This window comes from Chryseobacterium sp. 2P, from assembly GCF_059579425.1.
Genome location: NZ_CM184194.1, coordinates 3,036,787 through 3,059,394 on the forward strand (window position 1 = coordinate 3,036,787; position 22,608 = coordinate 3,059,394).

Genomic DNA, 22,608 nt, shown 5'->3' on the forward strand with positions numbered 1-22,608 from the left:
ATTTGTACGCTTTAATTTAAACGATGAAAATTTTATTACATTACCTTAAACCTTATAAGTGGCTGATTATTATTTCGCTTTTTTTAGCTGCTGTAAATCAGGTATTTTCTTTATTTGCACCCGCTATTACAGGAAATATATTAGATAAACTTGTTACCCATCCCAATTTTTTCGATAAAGAGAAAACTCTTCCCAGAAATATGGGGGAATATCTCTACGGAACTGATATCTATCATGGAGTTTTTTACTTTTTGGGACTGTTAATCGGTACTGCCATGATCAGCCGAATCGCCAAAGCTTTTCAGGATTACGTGGTGAATGTGATTATTCAGAAATTTGGGGCTAAAATTTTCACGGACGGTCTGAAGCATTCGATGAGGCTTCCTTTTCAGGAATTTGAAGACCAGAGAAGTGGTGAAACACTTTCTATTTTAACGAAGGTTCGGGAAGATTCTGTAAAATTCATCAATAATTTCATCAACGTTTTTTTCGGAATTCTGGTGAGTATAATTTTCGTTTCTGTGTACGCAATTCGTCTGCACTGGTCGATTATGCCAGTTTATGTGGTGGGAATAGTTTTTATTGCAGTGGTAACAAATTTATTAAGCAAGAGAATAAAAACCATTCAGAAAAATATTGTTACCGAAACGACCAATCTTGCGGGAAGTACCACGGAAAGTCTCAGAAATATTGAGATCGTAAAAAGTTTAGGACTGACCAATCAGGAAGTTGAACGTCTGAACAATAATACCTACAAAATTCTGAATCTGGAACTGAGAAAGGTAAAAAGTATCCGTTCCCTGAGTTTTGTACAGGGAACTCTGGTTAATTTTTTACAGCAGACGATTACTTTTACTTTATTGTTATTGATTTTTAAAAATATTGTAACTCCGGGACAGTATTTATCGTTAATGTTTTACGGGTTCTTTATTTTCGGACCGATGCAGGAAATCGGAAACATCATCATTTCATACCGTGAAGCGCAGGCTTCTCTGAATAATTTCGACAGAGTGATGAAAAAAGAAGTGGAACCAAAACCTTTAACGCCAAAGAAAATCGGAGCTATTGAGGAGCTTGAATTTGAAAAAGTTTCTTTTCAGCATCAGACTGCGCATTATAAAGCTTTAAATTCTATTTCATTTAACGTAAAAAACGGAGAGACCATTGCTTTTGTAGGACCAAGCGGTTCGGGAAAAAGTACTCTGGTAAAACTGTTGGTGGGATTGTACAGACCGCAGGAAGGCTCTATTTTATATAACAATATTGACGGGAAAGAATTTGATTTTGATGAACTGAGAAACCAGATCGGGTTTGTAACGCAGGATACTCAGCTTTTTGCAGGAACTATTAAAGAAAATCTGCTATTTGTAAACCCATCTGCAACGGAAGAAGATTTGCAACTGGCTTTAAAAAAATCAAGCTGTACTGCTCTTCTGGAGCGTGCTGAAAACGGAATTAATACCGTGATTGGTGAAGGCGGACTAAAACTAAGCGGTGGTGAAAAGCAGAGAATTGCGATTGCAAGAGCATTACTGAGAAAACCTCATTTGCTGATCTTTGATGAAGCTACTTCTGCACTGGACAGTATTACCGAAGAGGAAATTACCACAACCATTAAAGAAATTTCTAAGGAAAAAGAACAGATTACCGTTCTTATTGCACACCGTTTAAGCACGATTATGCACGCCGACAGAATTTACGTTCTGGAACGCGGACAAATTGTAGAAACCGGCTCTCATCTTAATCTTATTGAAGAAAAAGGTTTGTATTATGCCATGTGGAGACAGCAGATCGGGGAGAGAAAAACTTTAGTGTAGATGAGATGGAAGTTGATATGATTGTGAGATTCTTCACTTTGTTTATAATGACAATTAGGCTTTTATAACTAAAATAAATTACCCCGAATATTGATTTCGGGGTATTATTTTTAAGAAGAAATTTAAAATCAATCTCTTTTTCTAACGGTTCTCTGCTCGATTCTTTTTTCGAATTTTTCACCCTGAAAAATTCTCTGGATCATGATTCCCGGAATGTGAATCTGGTTGGGATCCAATTCTCCCGGTTCTACTAATTCTTCCACTTCTGCAATGGTAATTTTTCCTGCTCCTGCCATCGGATGATTGAAGTTTCTTGCCGAACCTTTGAAGATAAGGTTTCCGGCGTGATCTCCCTTCCAGGCTTTTACAATAGAAAAATCTGCTTCATATGCATATTCCAGAATATGAGGTTTTCCTTTGAAATCTTTTACTTCTTTTCCTTCCGCTACTTCAGTTCCGAAACCAGCCGGTGTATAAAAAGCGGGAATTCCAGCCTGTGCCGCTCTGCATTTTTCTGCCAAAGTTCCCTGCGGAGTAAGTTCCACTTCCAATTCTCCTGAAAGCATCTGTCTTTCGAATTCTGCATTTTCTCCCACATAAGAGGAAATCATTTTTTTGATCTGTCTTTTGTGAAGCAGTAATCCCAGACCGAAATCGTCTACTCCGGCGTTGTTTGAAATACAGGTTAAGTCTTTTACATCACTCTCTACCAAAGCATTAATTGAGTTTTCAGGAATTCCGCAAAGTCCGAATCCGCCTAACATTAATGTCATTCCGTCTTTAATGCCTTCGATGGCTTCCTTTGCATTTTTTACTCTTTTATCTATCATGAAATATTAGATTTTTCTGTTGGCTAAATTTAATAATTTTTCTCATATATCCGTTGTTCAGGATTTTTAGATTTTTTTTCGTGGTCTGAATTTTGGTACGTCTTACACAATCACCTCACAAATATTTATTTATGGAAACAAAAAATATTTCAAGAATTGCTCTGGGAGCTTTTCTGATTACCGCAGGAATAGGACATCTTACTTTTGCAAGGAAAGAATTTCAGGCACAGGTTCCGGAATGGGTTCCTCTGGATAAAGATGATACTGTTGTTTATTCGGGAATTGCTGAAATTGCTTTAGGAACGGCAATGATCGCAACGCCCAAAAAATACAGAAAAAATATGGGAAGAATTGTTGCCGGATTTTTCGCGGCTGTTTTTCCCGGGAATATTGCCCAGTATAAAAACAGAAGGGATTCGTTTGGACTGAACACGGATAATCAGAGATTGGGAAGGCTTTTTATGCAGGCTCCGCTGATTGCATGGGCACTGAAATCTACTGATGATTGATTTTTGAATGTCAAATATTGAACTACGGAGAATGTTTTAGCCCAGATTGAGCGGCATGTCTGAGCTCTTTTCTTATTTTCGGCGGCTGCGAAGCAGCCGCCGAAAATAAGAAAAAGCGAGTAGCGAAAGCTGGAAAAAGCTCCAATTTTGATGATCGATAATCAATAATTGATGATTGATTATTGATGAGCGATGGGTCAATATATAATTGATCCGGGTATTACCAAAAATAACAAAAACGGACTTTTCTAAGCCCGTTTTGTTGTTTTATATGAAAATTGAAGTGTTTTACTGAATGACTAATTTTAAGGTAAATAATTTTCTTGTGTATACTTTTACAAAATACACTCCTTTCGGAAGATTTTCGTTGACCAGAGAGAAACGCTGGTTATTTACATTTTTCGACTGATATAAAAGGTCTCCGTTGGCAGAAAGAAGTTCTATTTTTTCGATCGGATAATCACTTTTAATAAAAGTCGGTTCACCGGGTTTTGTAGGATTCGGATAAAGAACCACATTTTTCTCTGTACTTTTTGTTTCTTCTGTTCCAAGCGGTGTTCCGGTTACCTGAAACTGAACCCTGTTTGAAACTTCCGTGTAAGAATCGTTGGTAAACATCACCATATAATAATTTCCCGGTGCTGCAGGAACTGCTGTTCCGGTGATTGTTTTGGTTCCCTGTGTAATTCCGTCAAAATAAGTATAAGAAATAAACTGATCATCCGGAACCGAAATATTCTGAGGATAAATTCCGAGCCAGTCTTTGATTATTCCCGGAGAATCCGTCCATGAAGCGGTGATATTTTCTCCTAAACTGTAAACCGGTTTGTTGATCCAAAGTTCGGTGACTACATCCCCTACTTTAAAGAAAACTTTTTCTCCAACCGTTGTATAACCGTCTTCCAAGAAGTACTGTGCATAATAATATCCTTTGGCAAGGCCTGTAAAATTAAGCGTTCCCGAAGCCGTTGTCACATAGCTCCACTGAGTAGAATTTATGGTTCCGGGCGTGTGTCCCATTTTATAAATTCCGATCCAGTCTTTGGTTAAATTCGGTCCGTTGGAGAAATTTACGGTTACGGTTCCGCCAACAGGATAAACATCTGAAGTGGTACTCAGATTAACTTTCGGACCTACGTAGAAGTTTTTTCTCGGTGTAATTTCCGTATATCCGTTATTGGCAAAAAATCCTGCAAAATACTGACCTTTGGCAGAAATTCCGTTCGGGAAAGTGGCTGTTCCTGCGGTTTGCCCGTTGGTATACACAAAAGCCTGAGAAGTTACGGCAGAAGGATTCTGTCCTTTTTTATAAATTCCAACCCAGTCCTGATTATTTCCTGGACCGTCTGTAAAGTTGGCAATAATGGGTTCGTTTTGAAGATATTCTGTTTTATTTAAAGTGAAAACAGGATTAGAAACCACACTTCCGGTTACTGTAAACTGTTTTACATCACTCCAGTCGCTCCACTCCATGTTGCGGTCTCTGTAACGCACTTTTACGTAATAATTTCCGTTGGTGATTGAGTTGGCGGCAATAGTAGCTTTTGTGATATCTACTCCTGCATTCAGGTTTTTGGTGATATCGGGAGTTCCGCTTCCGTCTTTTCCGAACCAGTTTTCATAGTCTCTGTAAAATTCTTTTTCAATGATGGAAAAATCAGCCGCTTTACTAATTAAGAACTGAGTGGTGTTCAGCAATTCTCCGTTTGAGCTTGAAAATGTACTTCCGTTTAAAGTTAACGGTAAAGTAACCGGCGCCGTAAATGTATTGGAAATGGAAGGTTTTGCAGGTTTGGGCTGATTTTTATAGCGGTGGAATGTATCAATCAGCTCATTATATTTTTTATGATAAACCCCTCCGATAGAATAGGATTCCACATCTACTTTTCCTGTGTTTACATCTACTTCCACGATCTGGTACGTCCAGTCTGTTAATGTTTTCTGAACATCATCAAAGTCCTGTTCGGTCGACATTCCCCAATACTGATCCCATGCAACTCCACCGGAAATAATCTGGTAATTCGGTGTATTTTTCAGCTGACCTCTGTGGTATAAATGGTGATGCGCTCCAACGTGCATTAAATATTTTGAAGAAGTGGTTAAAAGTGGAACGGCACTGTTTCTTACCCATGTAGAAATATCTCCTACATATTGTTCCGCCTGATACGGTCTGTGGCTCAGAGAAATGATCCAGTCTACCGTAGAATCGCCGTTTGCAGCATTTAAAACCTGTTGCAGCCAAGTCATTTGTGCAGAACCGGTATGTTCAGAGCTTAAGCTTATAAAGAGAACGTTTCCAGCCTGTTGCGCATAGTAATTTTCGTTTCCTGAGCTAATGTTTTTATACTGAATTTCATCGATGTAAAAATGTGCATAATAGGAATTCATTCCCAGACTTCCGTAAGTTTCATGGTTTCCCACCGTGGTCTGAATCGGAAGATAAGGCGATAAATTAATGTTTTTCTTGAAATGAACATTTTCGTAATGATCCAGAGTTCCCACATCTACCTGATCTCCTACCATGAAGGTTAAAGCAATATTATCTGAAGGATCGGAAGCCGCACCGAATTTTTCCTTTAATTTTTTATAAGCATTTAAAGTTAAGGTATCGTATCTCGGTTCTGCTTTAATCTGGTTGTCGCCCATGATCAGGAAACGGATTTTTCCGTTGGCTGTTGCTGCTTGTCCCGGTAGAGGAAGTGTCCGGAAATTATACACTGCAGATTCACTGGTTCCTGTTTTAATCTTATAATAGTATTTTGTGTTAGGCTGAAGATTGGCAATTTTTGCAGTGTGATAAAAGTAATTGTTGTTATATCCTGTATCTGAAAAAATATTCGTTGTTCCTGTAAAAGTAACATTCAGGTTGGTTGGGCTGGTTCCGTAAAAAACTGTGGTTTCATTATTGGAAGAGGTTTTCCAGTTGACAATCATGGAAGTTGGCGTCGGATTTTGTAAATAAGGATACAAAGTCTGTCCAAAAACCATCTGGACGACGAAGAGGAAAAAGAAAAAATAATGTTTCATTTTTAGTTTAATTTTTATTAGATTTATTGAGATTAAAAATTGTATATCAGCGGATTATTAAAAATTGTACTGCCTGATTTTATTTTCGTGCAAAAGTAGAATTCACATATAAACTGTGTCTGATGGGAAGTTGAAGGAAACATTAAATCTGAGCCGAAAAACGGGATGAAAATTTCATGATATTTAATATAAAATTGTTTGGAAAATTTCAAAAATGTTTTGTACATTTGCAACCTGTTATTCAACCTCTGACGAAGTCCGTGTAAGTTGCTTAGCTTTAACATTTTATTTATTAATAATGGATTTATTAAAGTACGTACAAGACAAGTACATTACAAAAAAAGAATTCCCTGAATTCAAAGCGGGTGATACGATCACTGTTTACTACGAAATTAAAGAAGGACAAAAAACAAGAACTCAGTTTTTCAAAGGAACAGTTATCCAATTGAGAGGTACTGGTTCTACAAAAACTTTCACCATCAGAAAAATGTCTGGTGATGTAGGAGTAGAAAGAGTATTCCCAATCAACATGCCGGCTCTTCAAAAAATCGAAGTTGACAGAAGAGGTAAAGTTAGAAGATCTAGAATCTACTACTTCAGAGATCTTAGAGGTAAAAAAGCGAGAATTAAAGACGCTGCTTACAAGAAGAAATAATTCAGACAACAATACATACGAAAAGAGACTGCTAATTTTTAGCGGTCTCTTTTTATTTGAAGTACATATTTATTTGGAGCTTTTTCCCGCTTTCCGCTGCAATCTTTTTTTTTTCAAAAAAGGATTTTTACTGCAATCGGGGCTAAGAAAAGTATGCATTTTAAAACCACCCCGTCAAAAATTTCAGGAAATTTTTGCCACCCCTCCAGAGGAGGAGAATTCATTCATTAAAAATAAATTTATATATTCTCTCAATCATTTAAATTTTCAATCATCAAACCTTTTGCTTTTCTACTTAATAAATTCATACAACGCATTCCAGAATTTATCATAGACTTCGATATGCGGAAGGTGTCCTACGTTTTCGATTTCCACGAGTTTAGAACCAACAATCTGTTGTTGTGTTTTCTTTCCTAATTCCTGATATTGCCCCATTTTTGTTTGCAGTTCTTTTGGAGCGCGGTCTTTCCCGATTGCGGTTCTGTCTCTTGTTCCGATAATGAGTAAAGTGGGAACTTTTATGTTTTTAAATTCATAGCAAACCGGCTGATTGTAAATCATATCTGAAGTTAAGGCTGCATCCCATGCAACTTTTGGATAATCAGGATGTACAGTCCATCCTGCAATTAAGTTTAACCATGGTTGATATTCTGCTTTCCATTTATTGTCGTAATAAAATTTAAGCTGATAATTTTTATAGGTTTCTGCGGTATTTTTTAATTCTGACTGATATGCCTGATCAATTGTTTGATAAGCAGCAAATGTTTTATAATCTTCCAATCCGATTGGATTTTCTAAGATCAATTTTTCAACTTTTTCGGGGTATTGTAAAGTAAATCTTGTCGCAATCATCCCTCCCATCGAATGTCCTAAAACAATAATTTTATCGATTTTTAATTTGTCCAAAATGGCTTTTGTATTTTCTGCCAACTGCGAAAATGAAAACTGATAACTTTGAGGTTTTGAAGATTTTCCAAATCCTATCTGATCCGGAATAATCACTCTGAAACCATTATCTGAAAGGTCTTTGGCGGTTCTTTCCCAATAAGCTCCATTAAAATTCTTACCATGAAGGAGCATGATGACTTTTCCGTTTGACTTTGTTGGCTGAACATCCATGTAAGCCATTTTCAAATTGTTTTTCTGAGATGTAAAATTTAAAAAATGAACTTCGAAAGGGTATTGATAATTCGTTAATTCCGCATCCAGTGGTTTCACCTGTGACAATAAAAGATTCGTACTTGTAATAAAAATTAATGCGGTAAATATATTTCTGTAATATTTCATAAACCATTTTATTTACTGAAATTAAAAAACCGTTCCAAATGAAACGGTTTCAATAGTATTATTTAAGATATTTCAGCAAGTTGATTTTCTTTTTTAGATAAATTCATGAGGACAATTGCAAAAAGTATTAGTGCAATTCCAACCCATTGTATAAAAATTACTTTTTCACCCAATAAAACAAAGGCCATCGTCACAGAAACCGGTAATTCTAAAGAAGAAACGATGCTTCCCAATCCAAGTCCTGCATTCGGAAATCCGACATTAAATAAAATCGGCGGAATTATGGTTCCGAAAAGTGATAAAATTAAACCATATTTCCATAAAATTGAATAATTAAAGGAATGAATATGCTCTGTATTGTCTGTAAAATTAAGGTAAAAAGATTTTAAACCTTCGAAATGCAGCGGTCCGATCTGTGCAAAAAACAAAAATGCAAAAACAACAACTGAACCACCCAAAAGCATGATAATACTTTTTCTGAAAACAGGTAAGTGCGTTGCTAAAGTATTGGAAGTAAACATCGTTAGTGTATAGGAAGCTGCAGCTAATAATCCCCAGAAAATTCCTTTCCAGTCCAGATCTAAACTTTCATTGATTAAATTGGTGGCTAAAATGGTTCCCGCCAAAACAATAATAACGGAAACAATTTTTCTTGCATTGGGCAGTTTTTTTGTCAGAAAACTTTCCACCACTACACTGAACCAGACGGACTGCATCAGCAAAACAATCGCTATCGAGACATTGATATACTGAACTGCAATGTAATAAAACAAACTGGTGCAACCTAATGAAGTTCCGGCTAACAGTAAGTTTCTTACTTCTTTTGATGTTGGTGAAGGCAAAGCTTTTTTAGAGGTGATTGTCTGAATAAAATTTAAGACTAAAAGGCCCACTATTCCCAATAAAAACTGTGATGTTGTAACTTCTGAAGTGGTATAACCATCCTGATAAGCGAGTTTAACAAACGTTGCCAGCATCCCATATATACTTGCGCCAATCCCTACAAATAGAACTCCCTTTAAAATATTTTTCTTCTGCATAATTCATTTTTACAGCCTGCAAAGGTACAATATATTATTAAATGAATAATAAAATGGCTGTGAAAATAAAAAGTTACGGCGCGAGCTTCGCTCGCGCCGTAACTAAAATTTATAAATATTCAGATTATTTTTTAACAATAACTTTTGATGCAGCATCAATACCGATGCCTTTTACTTTCACCATATATGTTCCGTTAATCAGTTTATCTGTAGAGATTGATTTTTTAGCATCTGGAGAAATTTTATCCTCAGAAGAAACTAATTTTCCAGACATATCATAAATTTCAACACTTACTTTTCCTAACGTATTGCTTGGGAAATTGATGAAAAATTCATTCTTCGCAGGATTAGGATAAATTGAAATGTTGTTTTTAACAACTTTTACTTCGTCTGTAGCCAATACACAATCTGCAGGAACACTAAAATCCTGAACCTGATCATTAATATTTGTTAAACTTCCCGCACTAGCATTAACACCTAAACCTCTCTTTGCAAACGTTCTCCAGATCATACATCTGTCTGCACCTCCTTTAGCCTGATCTGCTGCAATGATGGCATCTCTACCATTGATAAATGTAGGATTACAAACCTGAAGTTTCAATGCGTCGGTTACTAATTGTAAAACTCTTGAGCTACCATTTGTTGTGTTTGCCATTACATCAGAAGAATATCCATACTTGGCAACATACTGCCAGTGAAGATCCCAAAGCATTGTAGCCCATACAAATCCAATAGAGTGTACATCAGGAACTATTTGTAAATTAGTATTCGTATACTCCATTCCATTGGTGTCACCATAAGTATAATCATTAATGGCAAAATCTGGTGAATATTGAGCTGGTCTTATACCGCTTCCAAAAATCCCTTGTCCTGCTGCATATGTTGCCATACCTCTTGGAACAGAGGCGTTATCTCCCGCCTTATTAGTAAGCATTAAAGCAAAGAAGTCCGACCATCCTTCACCCATTTGCTCTTTATCTAAAGAAGAATTCAAACATCCAGAACCAGTTCCGGTAAGTCTATTAGAAATTCCGTGACCATATTCATGAACTACTATTCCATTATCAAAACTTCCATCTGGCGTAATACTGCTGGCAGGATCATTTTTTAAAGTTACATTTACAGTTGTATTAGCGGAAAGCTGCCCTTTAATATATTCACCTTCAGTATTTGAAATTAGAACTGATGGGATAGTAATCGTTGCATCAGTTCCAGACATATTTCCAACCGTATCACCATTTGTAGTGTTATTATAAATAATTACTGCTGTAGCTCCTGCGTTTTGTGCATTTTTCACCTTAACTGTAAAATTACAAGTTCCTCTTTCTACTAAACCAATCTTACCCGTTAAAGATCCTGCAGGTATTGCTGTACAGCCATCAAGAACTGAGGATAACTGTACATTGCCTGTAACACCAGTCGCATCTAAAGCATTTCCAAATAAAGCTGTTCCTGCAATGGGTTGACGAGGCACTGCCGAAGTCGGTGCATTATAATAAAATATTCTGTTCACAGCTGACCAAAGATACATCTGCATTCTTGGTTTACTTCCATCACTAGGACTTGCAAAGTTAGCATTATTTGTTCCTCCTCCATCTTGTGCTTCAGCCTGTACATAATCGTTACCAGAACCTCCTAAGCCAAAATTAGTATTCTGAAAGTTTCTTGCTGTAGGAGTAAAACCAAACATGTAGAAAATATCGTGAATTTTATTATTAATATAAAATAAATTCGTTATTGCCGCATTCTGATTGTTTAATGGATCATCATTAATATTAAAAGCATAATTGAAATTTCTTGTAGTGCCTCCATCAGGTGAATATCCAACTGCATTGGTTCCTGCTGTATCCTCATAAGCATGTACGTTATTACCTCTTGTAATTGTATAACGGGTAGTTCCGTCATAATGCCATCCTTCCGGAGAGGCAGTTAAGATCCATGGATTACTTACAATTGATCTTGAACCAAATGTAGGAGCCTCTATAGGTAATGCAAAAACATTATATGAAGCGTTATCGGGTGCTAAAAGTGAAAAACTATTTTTACTTTCTTCTTGCTTTAGCGGTCCTGCTGTAATAGTTTCATTATGAACATGACTGTAATCACGCGAATAAGCATCATTATGGAAATTACAGGATAAGTTCAAATCTAGTTTACTGATAATATTTCCTGTATTTGCATCTACTAGAATATCCCAATAGCTTGGAGAATTAGGCTCTGGAAAAGAGAATTGGTAAGCTAATTTTAAAGCACCATTATCTTGTACGTATACCAGTCTTTGTTTTGCAGCGGGTGCGTTATTTAAATCTGCATCATTATACCCTAAAATAGGATAATTCTGAATTTTATCTTTCTGTAAATTTTCAGCTATTTTCTGAAGAGCAGCAGTCTTCGTAACAGAAGCTGTATTTGATACAGAAGAAGTATAATCTTTCAAAAAAGTATCAGAATAATAAATTACTTTATTATCTCTTACTAAAACAGTACCTTCCGCATTGTATACCGGAAGTCCATTATAAGTCTGCTGGAATTTAATTACATTTCCATTTAATGACTTTGATTCATCAACATTATCAATCTTAAAATTTGTAAGATCTGATTTCTTATATTCTCTGATCTTATTTTGAGAAATATAATCCTTAATTAACTTCTCATTATCCTGTCCGAAAAGAACAGAAGGAAACATTGCAGAAACTACAAATAAAAGGGGTAAAGCTACTTTTTTCATATACACTAATAAAGCCGCTAATTTACATATAATTAACAATAAAACAATAGTATAATTTAAAATTATTTAAATAGACATTTAATTTAACAATAGTATATAAACTCCGCTAAATTTATGAATAAATCAAATTAAGAAATCCCGGATTAACAGCAATTTTATGAATTGAATAAAAACAAAAAAGCCACTCTTTTGAGTGGCTTAATATTTAAAATGAATCAGGTATTATTTCCCTTCTTCCATTTTTCTTTTTAATTCTGCTAATGCATCGATATCTCCAAGAGTAGATCTCTCTTCGTTTGAAGATGATGAAACATTATTAGATCTGTTGTTAGAGTTTTCTCTTACGTTTTTCTTCTCTTCGTCTCTGAAGATTCCTGTATGAGAAACTACTACTCTCTTGAATTCTTTGTTGAATTCAATTACTTTGAAATCAGCCTCTTCACCTTTCTTGATTTTAGATCCGTCTTCCTTCTCTAATAATCTTGATGGACAGAATGCTTCAACTTCAGCATCTTCGAACTGTACAGAAGCTCCTTTATCGTGTACTTCTACCGCTTTACCAGCGTGAACTGTTCCTTCAGCATATTTAGTTTCGAATGCATCCCAAGGGTTTTCTGTTAATTGTTTGTGACCTAGAGATAATCTTCTAGCCTGGATGTCTAGTTCAAGAACTACAACATCTAATTTATCACCAACTGCACAGAATTCAGATGGATGCTTGATTTTCTTAGTCCAAGAAAGATCAGAAATGTAGATTAAACCGTCGATACCTTCTTCTAACTCTACGAATACACCAAAGTTAGTGAAGTTTCTTACAGTTCCTACGTGCTTAGATCCTACAGGATACTTAGCTTCGATATTTTCCCATGGATCTTTGCTTAATTGCTTGATACCTAAAGAAATTTTTCTGTCTTCTCTGTCTAAAGTAAGTACTTCAGCTTCTACCTCATCACCTACTTTTACAAAGTCACCTGCAGATCTCAAGTGAGTAGACCAAGACATTTCAGAAACGTGGATTAATCCTTCAACACCCGGAGCAATTTCTACGAATGCACCATAGTCAGCAAGAACTACTACTTTTCCTTTTACTTTATCTCCAACTTTTAAGTCAGCAGAAAGAGCATCCCAAGGATGAGCTTCTAATTGCTTCATACCTAACTGGATTCTTGTTTTCTCATCATCAAAATCAAGGATAACCACTTTTACAGTCTGTCCGTCCTCAAGGATTTCAGATGGGTGGTTCACTCTAGACCAAGAAAGGTCTGTAATGTGGATCAATCCATCAACACCTCCTAAGTCGATGAACACACCGTAAGAAGTAATATTCTTAACAGTACCTTCAAGAACCTGTCCTTTTTCTAACTGAGCGATGATTTCTTTTTTCTGACCTTCGATATCTGCTTCGATCAATGCTTTGTGAGAAACTACTACGTTTTTGAACTCAGGGTTGATTTTCACAACTTTGAATTCCATAGTTTTTCCTACGAACTGATCGTAATCTTTAATTGGCTTAACGTCGATCTGAGAACCAGGTAAGAATGCTTCGATTCCATGTACGTCAACGATCATACCTCCTTTAGTTCTAGACTTAACAAAACCGTTAACGATTTCACCTGTTTCGTGAAGTTCGTTTACTTTATCCCAGGCTTTAAGCGTTCTTGCTTTTCTGTGAGATAACTGTAACTGTCCTGTTTTGTCTTCTCTTCTGTCCACCATTACTTCTACCTCGTCTCCTACTTTAAGACCTTGGTTGTAACGGAATTCGTTAAGAGAAATAACACCTTCAGACTTGAAGTTGATGTCTACGATAGCTTCTTTATCAGTTAATCTTACTACTTTACCAATTAGAACGTCGTTATCGTCTAAGTTGTTTAAAGATCCGTTGTAGATTTCTTCTAAATCGCTTTTCTCTTTTCTAGCATCAGCATCAAGACCAGATTCGAAAGAATCCCAGTCAAATTGTTCAGGTGCTACGTTTTGATTTAATAATAATTCAGCTGAATTTGTCTCTTTTGACATAATTCTAATTAAATTTGTATTCCTTCTCTTTCAACGGTCTGAATAAATGTGAATTGAAAAATACGGAAGTAATTAATTTTTAGTTATTTACTCTTCAAACCTTTTCGCCACAAAAGTGGGTGCAAAGATATGAAATTTATTTGAAACAAACAATAATATTCTGAGCATCAAAATACTGCATATCTTTACCAGACAATGCATACTTTACAAATATTCATCCCTGAAATATTGTTTTAATAAAATGAAGCTACCTAAGACAGCTAAACCATCATTCTAATCCAGCCTTTGAAATCAGGAAAAAGCGCCTTATAATTTTTTATTGATATCTTTTAGTTAAAAACAAATCTTAAACTTTAAACTGAAAAAAACAACTAGCCAACACCATAACGAATTCTGTATCTTTGCACCATGGAATTAGAATCTATCTACGAAAAACTGCAGATTCAGGACATGAATCAGATGCAGAAATCTACATACAAAGCGACAGAAAACAATCAGGATGTTGTCCTGCTCTCTCCTACCGGTTCGGGAAAAACACTGGCTTTTTTGTTTCCTGTGCTGCGAAATTTAAAGAAAAACAGTTCAGGAATTCAGGCTCTTATTCTGGTTCCGGCGCGAGAACTGGCTTTACAGATCGAGCAGGTTTTTAAAGCAATGGGAACCGATTTTAAAGTTTCCGTGTGTTATGGCGGTCACGACAAAAAAATTGAGGTAAACAACCTGATTGAAGCTCCGGCGGTATTAATCGGAACACCGGGAAGAGTGGTTTATCATCTGAGGAATAATAATTTTGATCCGAAAACCATCAAAACGCTGGTTCTGGATGAGTTTGATAAGGCTCTTGAACTTGGCTTTCATGATGATATGGAATTTATTTCCAATTCATTGAAGGGATTGTCTCAGAGAATTTTAACTTCCGCAACGGCAATGGACGAAATTCCTGCATTTACTGGATTAAAAGATGAAAAGATTATTGATTTTTTAAAACTAAGCGAAGCAAAACCCGACATTCAGTTTAAAAAGGTAATGACTACGCCGGAAGAAAAACTGGACACGTTATTCAATTTAATCTGTAAAATCGGGAACAAAAGAACTTTAATTTTCTGCAATCACCGAGAAGCAGTTGACCGGATTTCCGAGCTTCTCCGCCAGAAAGGAATTGACAGAGAAACCTTCCATGGAGGAATGGAACAGGATGAAAGAGAACGCGCCCTGCTGAAATTTAGGAACGATTCTGCAAGAATTTTAATTACCACTGATCTGGCTGCAAGAGGGTTAGATGTTCCGGAAGTAGAATCGATCGTTCATTATCAGTTACCGCCGAAAGAAGACGCTTTCATCCACAGAAACGGTCGTACAGCAAGAATGAACGCGAAAGGTTTTGCGTATCTTATTATGACGGAAGATGAAAATTTCCCTTTCATCAAAAACAATACACCGGAAGACAGCGTAGCCGGATTTACCAGAGTTCCGGAAAAAACGCCTTTTCAAACCATCTATATCAGCGCCGGAAAAAAAGACAAAGTGAATAAAGTGGACATTGTTGGTTATCTGCTGAAAAAAGGAGAACTCCAGAAAGAAGATGTCGGCTTGATCGAAGTAAAAGACACGACTTCTTACGTTGCCGTATCAAGAAATAAAGTCAATGCGCTGCTGAAAAAACTTGCCAATGAAAAACTGAAGGGCAAGAAAGTAAAAATGGAAGTGGCGTATTAAGATTAAGGTTGAGGTTAAGATTTAGATTAAGGCTGAGATTAAAACACAACGCTTATCTAAACCTTAACCTCAACCTTAAATTTATCTCACTCCTCTTACTCGTGTCGGTAAAGTATAAACAGATTTTGAAGCGGTGATGAATAGAACATCATTATTTTTACCTCCGAAAGTAACGTTAGAAGTCCAGTCTTCTTCGATGGGAATATGATAAATCTTCTTTCCTTCTCTGTTGAATACATGAACCCCTTTTCCAGTTAAATAAAGATTTCCGTGTTTGTCTAACGTCATTCCGTCGGAACCCATTTCACAGAAAAGTTTTTTCTCGGATAATTTTCCTTCGCCCAAAATATCATAAACATATGTTTTTCCGGCATCAATATCCGAAACATACAATTTTCTGAATTTTTCGCTTCCTACCACTCCATTCGGCTGTGTAAAGGTTTCAAGTTTGGAAATCTGTCCGTCTTTATTTCTGTAGTATAAACTTTTATGCGGAGTTTCCTGCTTAAAATTCACCCAGTAATCTCGTACATACAGAGGATCGGTAAAATACATTCCGCCAAACTCGTCATTCCAGACATCATTCGGTCCGTTCAGTCTTTTTCCTTCAAAGCCTTTCAGCAGAACCTGTACTTTTTTATCTTTTGAAATTTTCCAGATTTCACCCTGATCATCGGAACAGGTGATTAAATTATCATCTTTATCGAAATGTGTTCCGTTGGCTCTTCCCGTTTTATTCATGAACTCAATCACTTTATTGGTTTTCCAGTCCCAATAATAAATCTTATCATTCGGCTGATCCGTGAAGTACACATTCCCTTCTTTATCCGAGGAAGGACCTTCGGTAAAACTGAACTGATCCGAAACTTTCTCGGGCTTTACATCTTCATAAAACATTTTAGTGGTATTTACTGATTGACAGCTATATACTGCTAAAATCAAACCAAGCGAGCCGGTTTTTAAAATATTTTTCATTCCGCACAATTTTTAAAGCAGGCAATTTACGATATGTAAAATGAGATTCAAAGTTTATTTTCTCTTTTTGATTAAATAAAAACCAAATCCAAAATGTCCGAATTGTACTATTTCAGAAGCAGATCATATTAGTTCAGGAAACAATTATTGCAGAGCTTTGTATCAGTGAAAAACACTATAGGATTTTAGTTAAAAATATCTGGAAATGAGCATTTAAACTTTATTAAATGATTTCAGCCAGCTTTCAGATCAAATCAAAAAGATGAATACACAGAACAGCAATTTTCAGGCTCCGGAACTTTATGAGGAAAGCTTCCGGAATTCCGTAGGAACAATGGACGAAACCGGAAAAAGAAAATGGGTCTATCCGAGAAAACCCAAAGGAAAATTTACCAACTACAGAGATTATGTAACTTATTTGCTTTTAGCGATATTTTTCACTTTACCTTTTGTGAAAATCAACCATAATCCTTTTCTTTTATTTAATGTTATCGACAGAAAATTTTTTATTTTCGGACAGCCGTTTTATCTGCAGGATTTTTTCATTTTAGCACTTGGAGCCGTTACTTCTGTTATTTTTGTGATGCTTTTCACCGTTGTTTTCGGAAGGATTTTCTGTGGCTGGCTTTGTCCGCAGACCATTTTTATGGAAGGGGTTTTCCGGAAAATAGAATACTGGATCGAGGGCGACCGTAATAAACAGATGAAGCTCGACCGACAGGAATGGAACAGCGAAAAAATAAGAAAAAGGCTCACCAAATGGTCTGTTTACGCCGTTCTTTCTGTGGTGATTACGAATTTCATGTTCATGTATATTGTTGGTTATGAAGAAGTTTTCAGAATCATCACCGAAGGTCCCGCAGAAAATCCGCTGAAGTTTCTTGCGATGATCTGTTTCACTGCGGTTTTCTATTTTGTTTTTTCGTGGCTGAGAGAGCAGGTTTGTACTTTGGTTTGTCCGTACGGAAGATTACAGGGCGTTTTAATCGACAAACAGACCATCAACGTTTATTATGATTTTAAAAGAGGTGAAAACCGCTCCAAATGGAAAAAAGACGAAGACCGAAAAGCCGTCGGAAAAGGAGATTGTATCGATTGTAATCAATGTGTTGTTGTCTGTCCTACAGGAATTGACATCCGAAACGGACAGCAACTGGAATGCGTAAACTGCACCGCATGTATTGATGCGTGTGACGAAATTATGGTAAAAGTAGGTCTTCCGAAAGGGCTGATCCGTTATGCCACAGAAGCGGAAATTGAAAATCAGGAGAAATTCAAATTTACCGGAAGAATGAAAGCAACAACGGTAATTTTAAGTTTACTGATCGGGTTTTTAGGATTTCTGATGTACGACAGAGGTTCGATGGAAGCTAAATTCATTAAACCGGCAGGATCAACATTTTTCATTAAAAACGGAAAAATTACGAATACTTTTATTTATACGCTTTTAAACAAATCCAACGAAAAGAAAACACTCACAATAAAAGTCTTGAATCCTAAAAATGCGGAAATTAATTTCTTCGGCAATGAAAAAATTATATTGAAAGGGGATCAGATCTTAAAAGGAAATATCAATATTTCTTTCCCTGAAAAAGAGATCCGGTTTTCGAAACAGAATATGACGATTGGCGTTTTTGATGAAAAAGGAAATCTTGTAGATTCTTTCGACACGGTATTTGAAGGACCTTTTCAATTGGTATTGTAGATATTGAGGTGAGAGTTTGAGTTTGAGTGTTTCAGAGTTTTAGAGAGGAGTTTGTTGGAGTTAAACTTCATACCATCAACAAAATTAAGCCTTATATTTTTTAATAAATTGTGTGGGAGTCATGCCGGAAGTTTTACGGAAGACTCTCACAAAATAGGAATATTCTTCGAAACCAAGACGGAACGCAATTTCCGTAAGGCTTTCATCAAGATACATAAGCATTCTTTTGGCTTCCAGAATTATTCTTTCTGTAATAACGTCAGTCGCTGTTTTCTGAACGACAGTTCTGGTAATTCTGTTTAAATGTTTAGACGAAATTTCCAATAAAGAAGCATAGAAAGCAACGGATTTTTCTTTTGCAAAATACTCTTCAATAAGATTTTCGAACTGCTGATAATGTTTAAAATAAGAAATGTTAACCCCAGAATTTTCTTTTCCCAGCTCTTTTGAAAAAGCTCTTGTTGCCTGAATGAAAATCTGTGACATCAGTGAAAGAATTAAACCATCTTTCATCACGTTTTGAAGCTGATATTCTTTTTCCAGTGCTGCAAAAAGGTGATTATTTTCTCTTAGTTCCGTTGCAGTAAGCTGTAATTTTCTTGGGAAATTAACCGATCCGAAAAAGGGAAAACTTCTGAGCTTCTGATTGACATAATGCATTTCGTAAAAATCCTGTGAGCAGAAAAAAATATATCCATCGATATCCTCAGAAAGTTCCCAGCTGTGAATCTGTCCCGGAGACATAAAAAATAAGCTTCCTGCTGAAACGTCATATTTCTGAAAATCAATTTCATGCATTCCGCTTCCTTTGGTAAAGAGAATTGTGGCATAAAAATCATGACGGTGCGGTTTTTCGATATGTCTGTGTCCCAAAACCAGATGTTCCTTCATTCGGTTGAAATAAAAATCTGAGGTATTTTTACCAGGCTGAAAAAGATTAATATGGATAACAGAAATAGAATTCAATTTTTTATACGTTTTTCATCATCAAAAATAACAAAAAGAATTACATTTTCTTATCATAAAATTCACATTGAACCCTGATTACAAAGCGGAGAATGAACTTTTTGCCCTCTTAATTTGCTGTGGGATTTAAAAAATTTTTTATCTTTGACCATTACGATTCTAAAAATGAAGATAAATTTACCTGATAAACTGTATTATTCAATAGGAGAAGTAGCGAAAGCTTTTGATGTAAATACTTCATTAATACGTTATTGGGAACAGGAATTCCCTATCATTAAGCCTAAAAAGAACAAAAAAGGCAATCGGTATTTCACTCCGGAAGACATTAAAAATCTTCAGATCATTTATCATCTCGTAAAAGAAAAAGGCTACACTCTGGACGGTGCTAAAATCGCATTAACCACCAACAGCAAGATCTCCGAAACCATCACCATCATCGACAGATTGGAATTTGTAAAAGCTGAATTGCTGAAACTGAAGGAGTCTTTGGCAGAGAGGGATGAGGAATAGTTTAAATATTTCTTCCATAATCTTTTTTGAATTTATTTTTTGAAGCCGAATAACAGAATTTATATCCTAAAATAATCCAATTGCAACCCCATCATTGCGAATACTTAACAGAATGATTAAGTTTACAGCGATGAAAAAAAACTATTACCAGAGATTGGCAGTCATGGGAATATTGCTGATCATTTTATTCGCTTTTCAAAAATATACAAGTAAGGAAAAGGAAGAATTTCCCGATGTTCAGTTTATCACACAACCATTCGCTGTGCTCCATCTCACAGAGTTTGATCCTAATGAACTGGATGAAAAACAATGGCAGAATTTAGGGTTTACAGAAAAACAAACAGCGACGATTCTCAACTATAAGAAAGTAGTCGGAGGAAGATTTGTATCAAAGGAACAGCTTAAAAAATGCTTTGCCATTTCTGAGGAAAAGTTTTCGGAGCTGAACCATTATATTTTACTTCCGGAAACCCGTAAAGAAGCCAAATCAGTTGCATTCAAAAGTTTTGAAAAAAAATCGATTACGGTTAGAGGAAAATTTAACCCCGATCTTTATTCGGCAGACGACTGGACGAAAATGGGCTTTAGTGAAAATCAGGCAAAAGCTATTTTAAAATACAAAAGTTATCTGGGCGGAAGTTTTGTGAGCAAGGAAAAATTCAGGGAGTGCTTTATCATCAGTGAAGAAAATTTTCAGAAAATCGATCCTTATCTTATTCTACCGGAGAAAACACCGGAAAATTACAGAGCTGCTAAAAATTTTAATGTCGATAAAAAGAAAATTCAATATCATTCTTTCGATCCGAATGCATTGGATTTTGAAGGATGGAAGTCTTTTGGCTTTTCAGATAAACAGGCACAAATCATCATCAATTACCGTGACCGGAATTTAAAAGGAAGCTTTAAAAATCTGGAAGACATTCAGAAATGTTTTGTTATTTCTTCTGAGAAGTTTGAGGAAATGAAACCGTTCATTAAATTCAATACAGAAACAATTGCGGTGAGTAAAAATGACAAATCTGAAACTAAGCAGCAGGAAAAAACGGATTTTACCAAGGTAGATTTAAACGCAATAACCTACAAACAGCTTATAAAGTTTGGATTTGACGGAAAAGCAGCCGGTTCGATGATCGGTTTTCGAAATAAACTGGGTGGATTCGTGAATAAAGAACAGATTCTTTCTACGTACAATATTGATCCGGAACTGACGAAAAAATTACTTTCAACCGCACCGCTTATAACTTCGAATGTTCAGAAATATACGTTGCAGGATGCTCCGGAAGAATGGCTGAAAAATCATCCTTATTTTAAATATTCTGCAGAAAAAATTATTTTTTACCGAGTTTCCGAAAAAGATGAGAATAAAATCTGGAAGATGCTAAAACTGAAACCAGAGTATGAAGTGAGGATGAAATGGTATTTGAAGTAGGATGCAATTTTCCACACTTTAATTGAACCGCAAAAGAAGCATAACATAAAAATATCACATTTAAAATCAACAAGATACCTCTTTTTAATTAACCTCAGTTCGGGATAAGAAAAAAAATTAAATAATTGATTTATAATGTTGTATTATTTTATCGCAAAGAAAAACAAAAGATTTTTTTAATTATTGAAAGTTTGTAAGGTAAACAAAGGTACTTCGTTTATTTAAAAAAGACAAAAATGGTATTACTTTGATAAGTTTTACGCCTTTGTATATCTTAAAAGCGGAATTCCTGATAATTGAATCTCTTTGTTTAACCTTGCGTTTAAGACTTATCCCGAACTCAGTTAATTAATTTAAATTTATCAATTAAATCTGCGCGATCTGTAAAATCCGCGGGAGATAAAAAAACTTTTTGAGATTCCTCCTGTGTCAGAATGACAATGCAGCTTTAATTTTTTTGTCAAAATATTTTTTTAACAATCATTCATTGTTTTAACTATTATAGGAAGTATTCGCAATGTCACCCTCAGCTTGTCGAAGGGTTTTCTTTAAAGTTAATTTTTTTAGACTTTGCTTAGATCCTTTCAGGATTACAAAAAAGCTGTAAATACATCTGAGAAAAGTTTAAAAAAAAGAGATGTCCAATCCGGCATCTCTATTATTTTTAATCATATGTTTTACTGGAACTTTCAACCAGTTTTTGTAGGGCAGAAAGTTCTTCCTCCGTAAGATCCCTCCACTTTCCGATGGGAAGATCGAGTTTGATATTTAAAACCCTGATCCGTTTCAGCTTCTTTACTTCGTAGCCTAAATATTCGCACATTCTTCGGATCTGTCGGTTCAGACCTTGTGTAAGGACGATACGGAAATTCATTTCATCAATTTTTTCGACCTCGCATTTTTTTGTGACGGTATCTAAAATCGGAACTCCGTTTCGCATTTTATCCAGAAATTTGGGCGTAATCGGCTTATCGACTCTTACAATATATTCTTTTCCGTGGTTGTTTCGGGATCTCAGAATTTTATTTACTATATCGCCATCGCTGGTTAAAAGAATCAAACCTTCACTAGGCTTATCAAGTCTTCCGATCGGGAAAATTCTTTTGGGATGATTAATATAATCGATGATATTATTTTTCTCACGTTTTGTATCAGTCGTACAAACGATTCCTACAGGTTTATTAAAGGCAATATAAACATGGTTTTCTTCCGGCTCACGGATTGGTTTTCCGTCTACTTCAATCACATCTTCATCAGAAACCTTTGTTCCCATTTCCGGAACTTTGCCGTTAATGGTGATTCTTCCTTCCTCCAAAAGCTTGTCTGCCGCTCTTCTCGAACAGTATCCTACTTCAGATAAATATTTGTTAATTCTTGTTTTTTCCATACTATTTT

16 protein-coding genes are annotated in these 22,608 nt (G+C 35.8%); 7 read left to right on the forward strand and 9 right to left on the reverse strand.

The window, feature by feature from the left end; translation table 11 throughout:
* Positions 1-23: 23 nt before the first annotated feature.
* Positions 24-1,817 carry an ABC transporter ATP-binding protein gene (locus tag AC52CF_RS13835; protein WP_214589170.1) on the forward strand — a complete coding sequence of 598 codons (1,794 nt, stop codon included), beginning with the start codon at positions 24-26 and terminating at the stop codon, positions 1,815-1,817.
* A 128-nt stretch (positions 1,818-1,945) separates the two neighbouring features.
* Here the strand turns inward: AC52CF_RS13835 and AC52CF_RS13840 are convergent, their stop codons facing one another.
* Positions 1,946-2,647: a CoA transferase subunit A gene (locus tag AC52CF_RS13840; protein ID WP_029297233.1), complete on the reverse strand. Its 702-nt coding sequence runs from the start codon at positions 2,645-2,647 to the stop codon at positions 1,946-1,948.
* A 131-nt stretch (positions 2,648-2,778) separates the two neighbouring features.
* On the opposite strand from AC52CF_RS13840, the gene AC52CF_RS13845 reads away from it, so the two are divergent.
* On the forward strand, positions 2,779-3,156 hold the full coding sequence (locus tag AC52CF_RS13845; RefSeq protein ID WP_214589169.1) for a DoxX family protein: 378 nt from the start codon (positions 2,779-2,781) through the stop codon (positions 3,154-3,156).
* A 288-nt stretch (positions 3,157-3,444) separates the two neighbouring features.
* On the opposite strand, the gene AC52CF_RS13850 is transcribed toward AC52CF_RS13845, so the two are convergent.
* Positions 3,445-6,183 (reverse strand): fibronectin type III domain-containing protein, encoded by a 2,739-nt coding sequence (locus AC52CF_RS13850; RefSeq protein ID WP_214589168.1) that lies wholly within the window; start codon positions 6,181-6,183, stop codon positions 3,445-3,447.
* 298 nt (positions 6,184-6,481) lie between these two features.
* Between AC52CF_RS13850 and rplS the strand changes: the two genes are divergently transcribed.
* Complete coding sequence (gene rplS / locus AC52CF_RS13855) at positions 6,482-6,838, forward strand: 50S ribosomal protein L19 (protein ID WP_007846341.1); 357 nt, start codon at positions 6,482-6,484, stop codon at positions 6,836-6,838.
* Positions 6,839-7,129: 291 nt separating this feature from the next.
* Here the strand turns inward: rplS and AC52CF_RS13860 are convergent, their stop codons facing one another.
* The 4 genes from AC52CF_RS13860 to rpsA all read right to left on the reverse strand — a co-directional run bounded on the left by AC52CF_RS13860 (position 7,130) and on the right by rpsA (position 13,912).
* Positions 7,130-8,125, reverse strand: coding sequence for an alpha/beta fold hydrolase (locus AC52CF_RS13860; protein WP_214589167.1), 996 nt, complete (start codon positions 8,123-8,125; stop codon positions 7,130-7,132).
* Positions 8,126-8,187: 62 nt separating this feature from the next.
* Positions 8,188-9,165: an EamA family transporter gene (locus AC52CF_RS13865; RefSeq protein ID WP_214589166.1), complete on the reverse strand. Its 978-nt coding sequence runs from the start codon at positions 9,163-9,165 to the stop codon at positions 8,188-8,190.
* Between the two features lie 124 nt (positions 9,166-9,289).
* The gene (locus tag AC52CF_RS13870) at positions 9,290-11,893 is read right to left on the reverse strand and encodes a T9SS-dependent M36 family metallopeptidase (RefSeq protein ID WP_214589165.1); all 2,604 of its coding nucleotides are present in this window, start codon (positions 11,891-11,893) and stop codon (positions 9,290-9,292) included.
* A gap of 222 nt (positions 11,894-12,115) precedes the next feature.
* Positions 12,116-13,912, reverse strand: a complete 1,797-nt coding sequence (rpsA, locus tag AC52CF_RS13875) for a 30S ribosomal protein S1 (RefSeq protein WP_076392562.1) — start codon at positions 13,910-13,912, stop codon at positions 12,116-12,118.
* 408 nt (positions 13,913-14,320) lie between these two features.
* Here rpsA and AC52CF_RS13880 point away from each other — a divergent pair, with 408 nt between their 5' ends.
* Positions 14,321-15,628, forward strand: a complete 1,308-nt coding sequence (locus tag AC52CF_RS13880; RefSeq protein ID WP_214589164.1) for a DEAD/DEAH box helicase — start codon at positions 14,321-14,323, stop codon at positions 15,626-15,628.
* Positions 15,629-15,709: 81 nt separating this feature from the next.
* On the opposite strand, the gene AC52CF_RS13885 is transcribed toward AC52CF_RS13880, so the two are convergent.
* Positions 15,710-16,603 carry an SMP-30/gluconolactonase/LRE family protein gene (locus AC52CF_RS13885; protein WP_214589163.1) on the reverse strand — a complete coding sequence of 298 codons (894 nt, stop codon included), beginning with the start codon at positions 16,601-16,603 and terminating at the stop codon, positions 15,710-15,712.
* Between the two features lie 262 nt (positions 16,604-16,865).
* On the opposite strand from AC52CF_RS13885, the gene ccoG reads away from it, so the two are divergent.
* Complete coding sequence (gene ccoG, locus AC52CF_RS13890) at positions 16,866-18,308, forward strand: cytochrome c oxidase accessory protein CcoG (protein ID WP_214589162.1); 1,443 nt, start codon at positions 16,866-16,868, stop codon at positions 18,306-18,308.
* Between the two features lie 84 nt (positions 18,309-18,392).
* Here ccoG and AC52CF_RS13895 read toward each other — a convergent pair whose 3' ends face one another.
* A complete protein-coding gene (locus tag AC52CF_RS13895; protein WP_214589161.1) occupies positions 18,393-19,274 on the reverse strand; it encodes an AraC family transcriptional regulator in 882 nt (293 codons plus the stop codon).
* 165 nt (positions 19,275-19,439) lie between these two features.
* Here AC52CF_RS13895 and AC52CF_RS13900 point away from each other — a divergent pair, with 165 nt between their 5' ends.
* Positions 19,440-19,784, forward strand: a complete 345-nt coding sequence (locus AC52CF_RS13900; RefSeq protein WP_076392608.1) for a MerR family transcriptional regulator — start codon at positions 19,440-19,442, stop codon at positions 19,782-19,784.
* 112 nt (positions 19,785-19,896) lie between these two features.
* Positions 19,897-21,213 carry a helix-hairpin-helix domain-containing protein gene (locus tag AC52CF_RS13905; protein ID WP_496517277.1) on the forward strand — a complete coding sequence of 439 codons (1,317 nt, stop codon included), beginning with the start codon at positions 19,897-19,899 and terminating at the stop codon, positions 21,211-21,213.
* 664 nt (positions 21,214-21,877) lie between these two features.
* On the opposite strand, the gene rluF is transcribed toward AC52CF_RS13905, so the two are convergent.
* A complete protein-coding gene (gene rluF, locus AC52CF_RS13910) occupies positions 21,878-22,600 on the reverse strand; it encodes a 23S rRNA pseudouridine(2604) synthase RluF (protein WP_375180922.1) in 723 nt (240 codons plus the stop codon).
* Positions 22,601-22,608 lie beyond the last annotated feature (8 nt).

Excerpts from the sequence above, each read along its gene's own strand:
- AC52CF_RS13880 (WP_214589164.1), top strand. The coding sequence starts at position 14,321 with ATGGAATTAGAATCTATCTACGAAAAACTGCAGATTCAGGACATGAAT.
- rluF (WP_375180922.1), bottom strand. The coding sequence starts at position 22,600 with ATGGAAAAAACAAGAATTAACAAATATTTATCTGAAGTAGGATACTGT.
- rpsA (WP_076392562.1), bottom strand. The coding sequence starts at position 13,912 with ATGTCAAAAGAGACAAATTCAGCTGAATTATTATTAAATCAAAACGTA.
- AC52CF_RS13845 (WP_214589169.1), top strand. The coding sequence starts at position 2,779 with ATGGAAACAAAAAATATTTCAAGAATTGCTCTGGGAGCTTTTCTGATT.
- AC52CF_RS13835 (WP_214589170.1), top strand. The coding sequence starts at position 24 with ATGAAAATTTTATTACATTACCTTAAACCTTATAAGTGGCTGATTATT.
- AC52CF_RS13900 (WP_076392608.1), top strand. The coding sequence starts at position 19,440 with ATGAAGATAAATTTACCTGATAAACTGTATTATTCAATAGGAGAAGTA.
- AC52CF_RS13865 (WP_214589166.1), bottom strand. The coding sequence starts at position 9,165 with ATGCAGAAGAAAAATATTTTAAAGGGAGTTCTATTTGTAGGGATTGGC.
- AC52CF_RS13850 (WP_214589168.1), bottom strand. The coding sequence starts at position 6,183 with ATGAAACATTATTTTTTCTTTTTCCTCTTCGTCGTCCAGATGGTTTTT.
- AC52CF_RS13870 (WP_214589165.1), bottom strand. The coding sequence starts at position 11,893 with ATGAAAAAAGTAGCTTTACCCCTTTTATTTGTAGTTTCTGCAATGTTT.
- rplS (WP_007846341.1), top strand. The coding sequence starts at position 6,482 with ATGGATTTATTAAAGTACGTACAAGACAAGTACATTACAAAAAAAGAA.
- AC52CF_RS13885 (WP_214589163.1), bottom strand. The coding sequence starts at position 16,603 with ATGAAAAATATTTTAAAAACCGGCTCGCTTGGTTTGATTTTAGCAGTA.
- AC52CF_RS13860 (WP_214589167.1), bottom strand. The coding sequence starts at position 8,125 with ATGAAATATTACAGAAATATATTTACCGCATTAATTTTTATTACAAGT.
- ccoG (WP_214589162.1), top strand. The coding sequence starts at position 16,866 with ATGAATACACAGAACAGCAATTTTCAGGCTCCGGAACTTTATGAGGAA.
- AC52CF_RS13840 (WP_029297233.1), bottom strand. The coding sequence starts at position 2,647 with ATGATAGATAAAAGAGTAAAAAATGCAAAGGAAGCCATCGAAGGCATT.
- AC52CF_RS13905 (WP_496517277.1), top strand. The coding sequence starts at position 19,897 with ATGATTAAGTTTACAGCGATGAAAAAAAACTATTACCAGAGATTGGCA.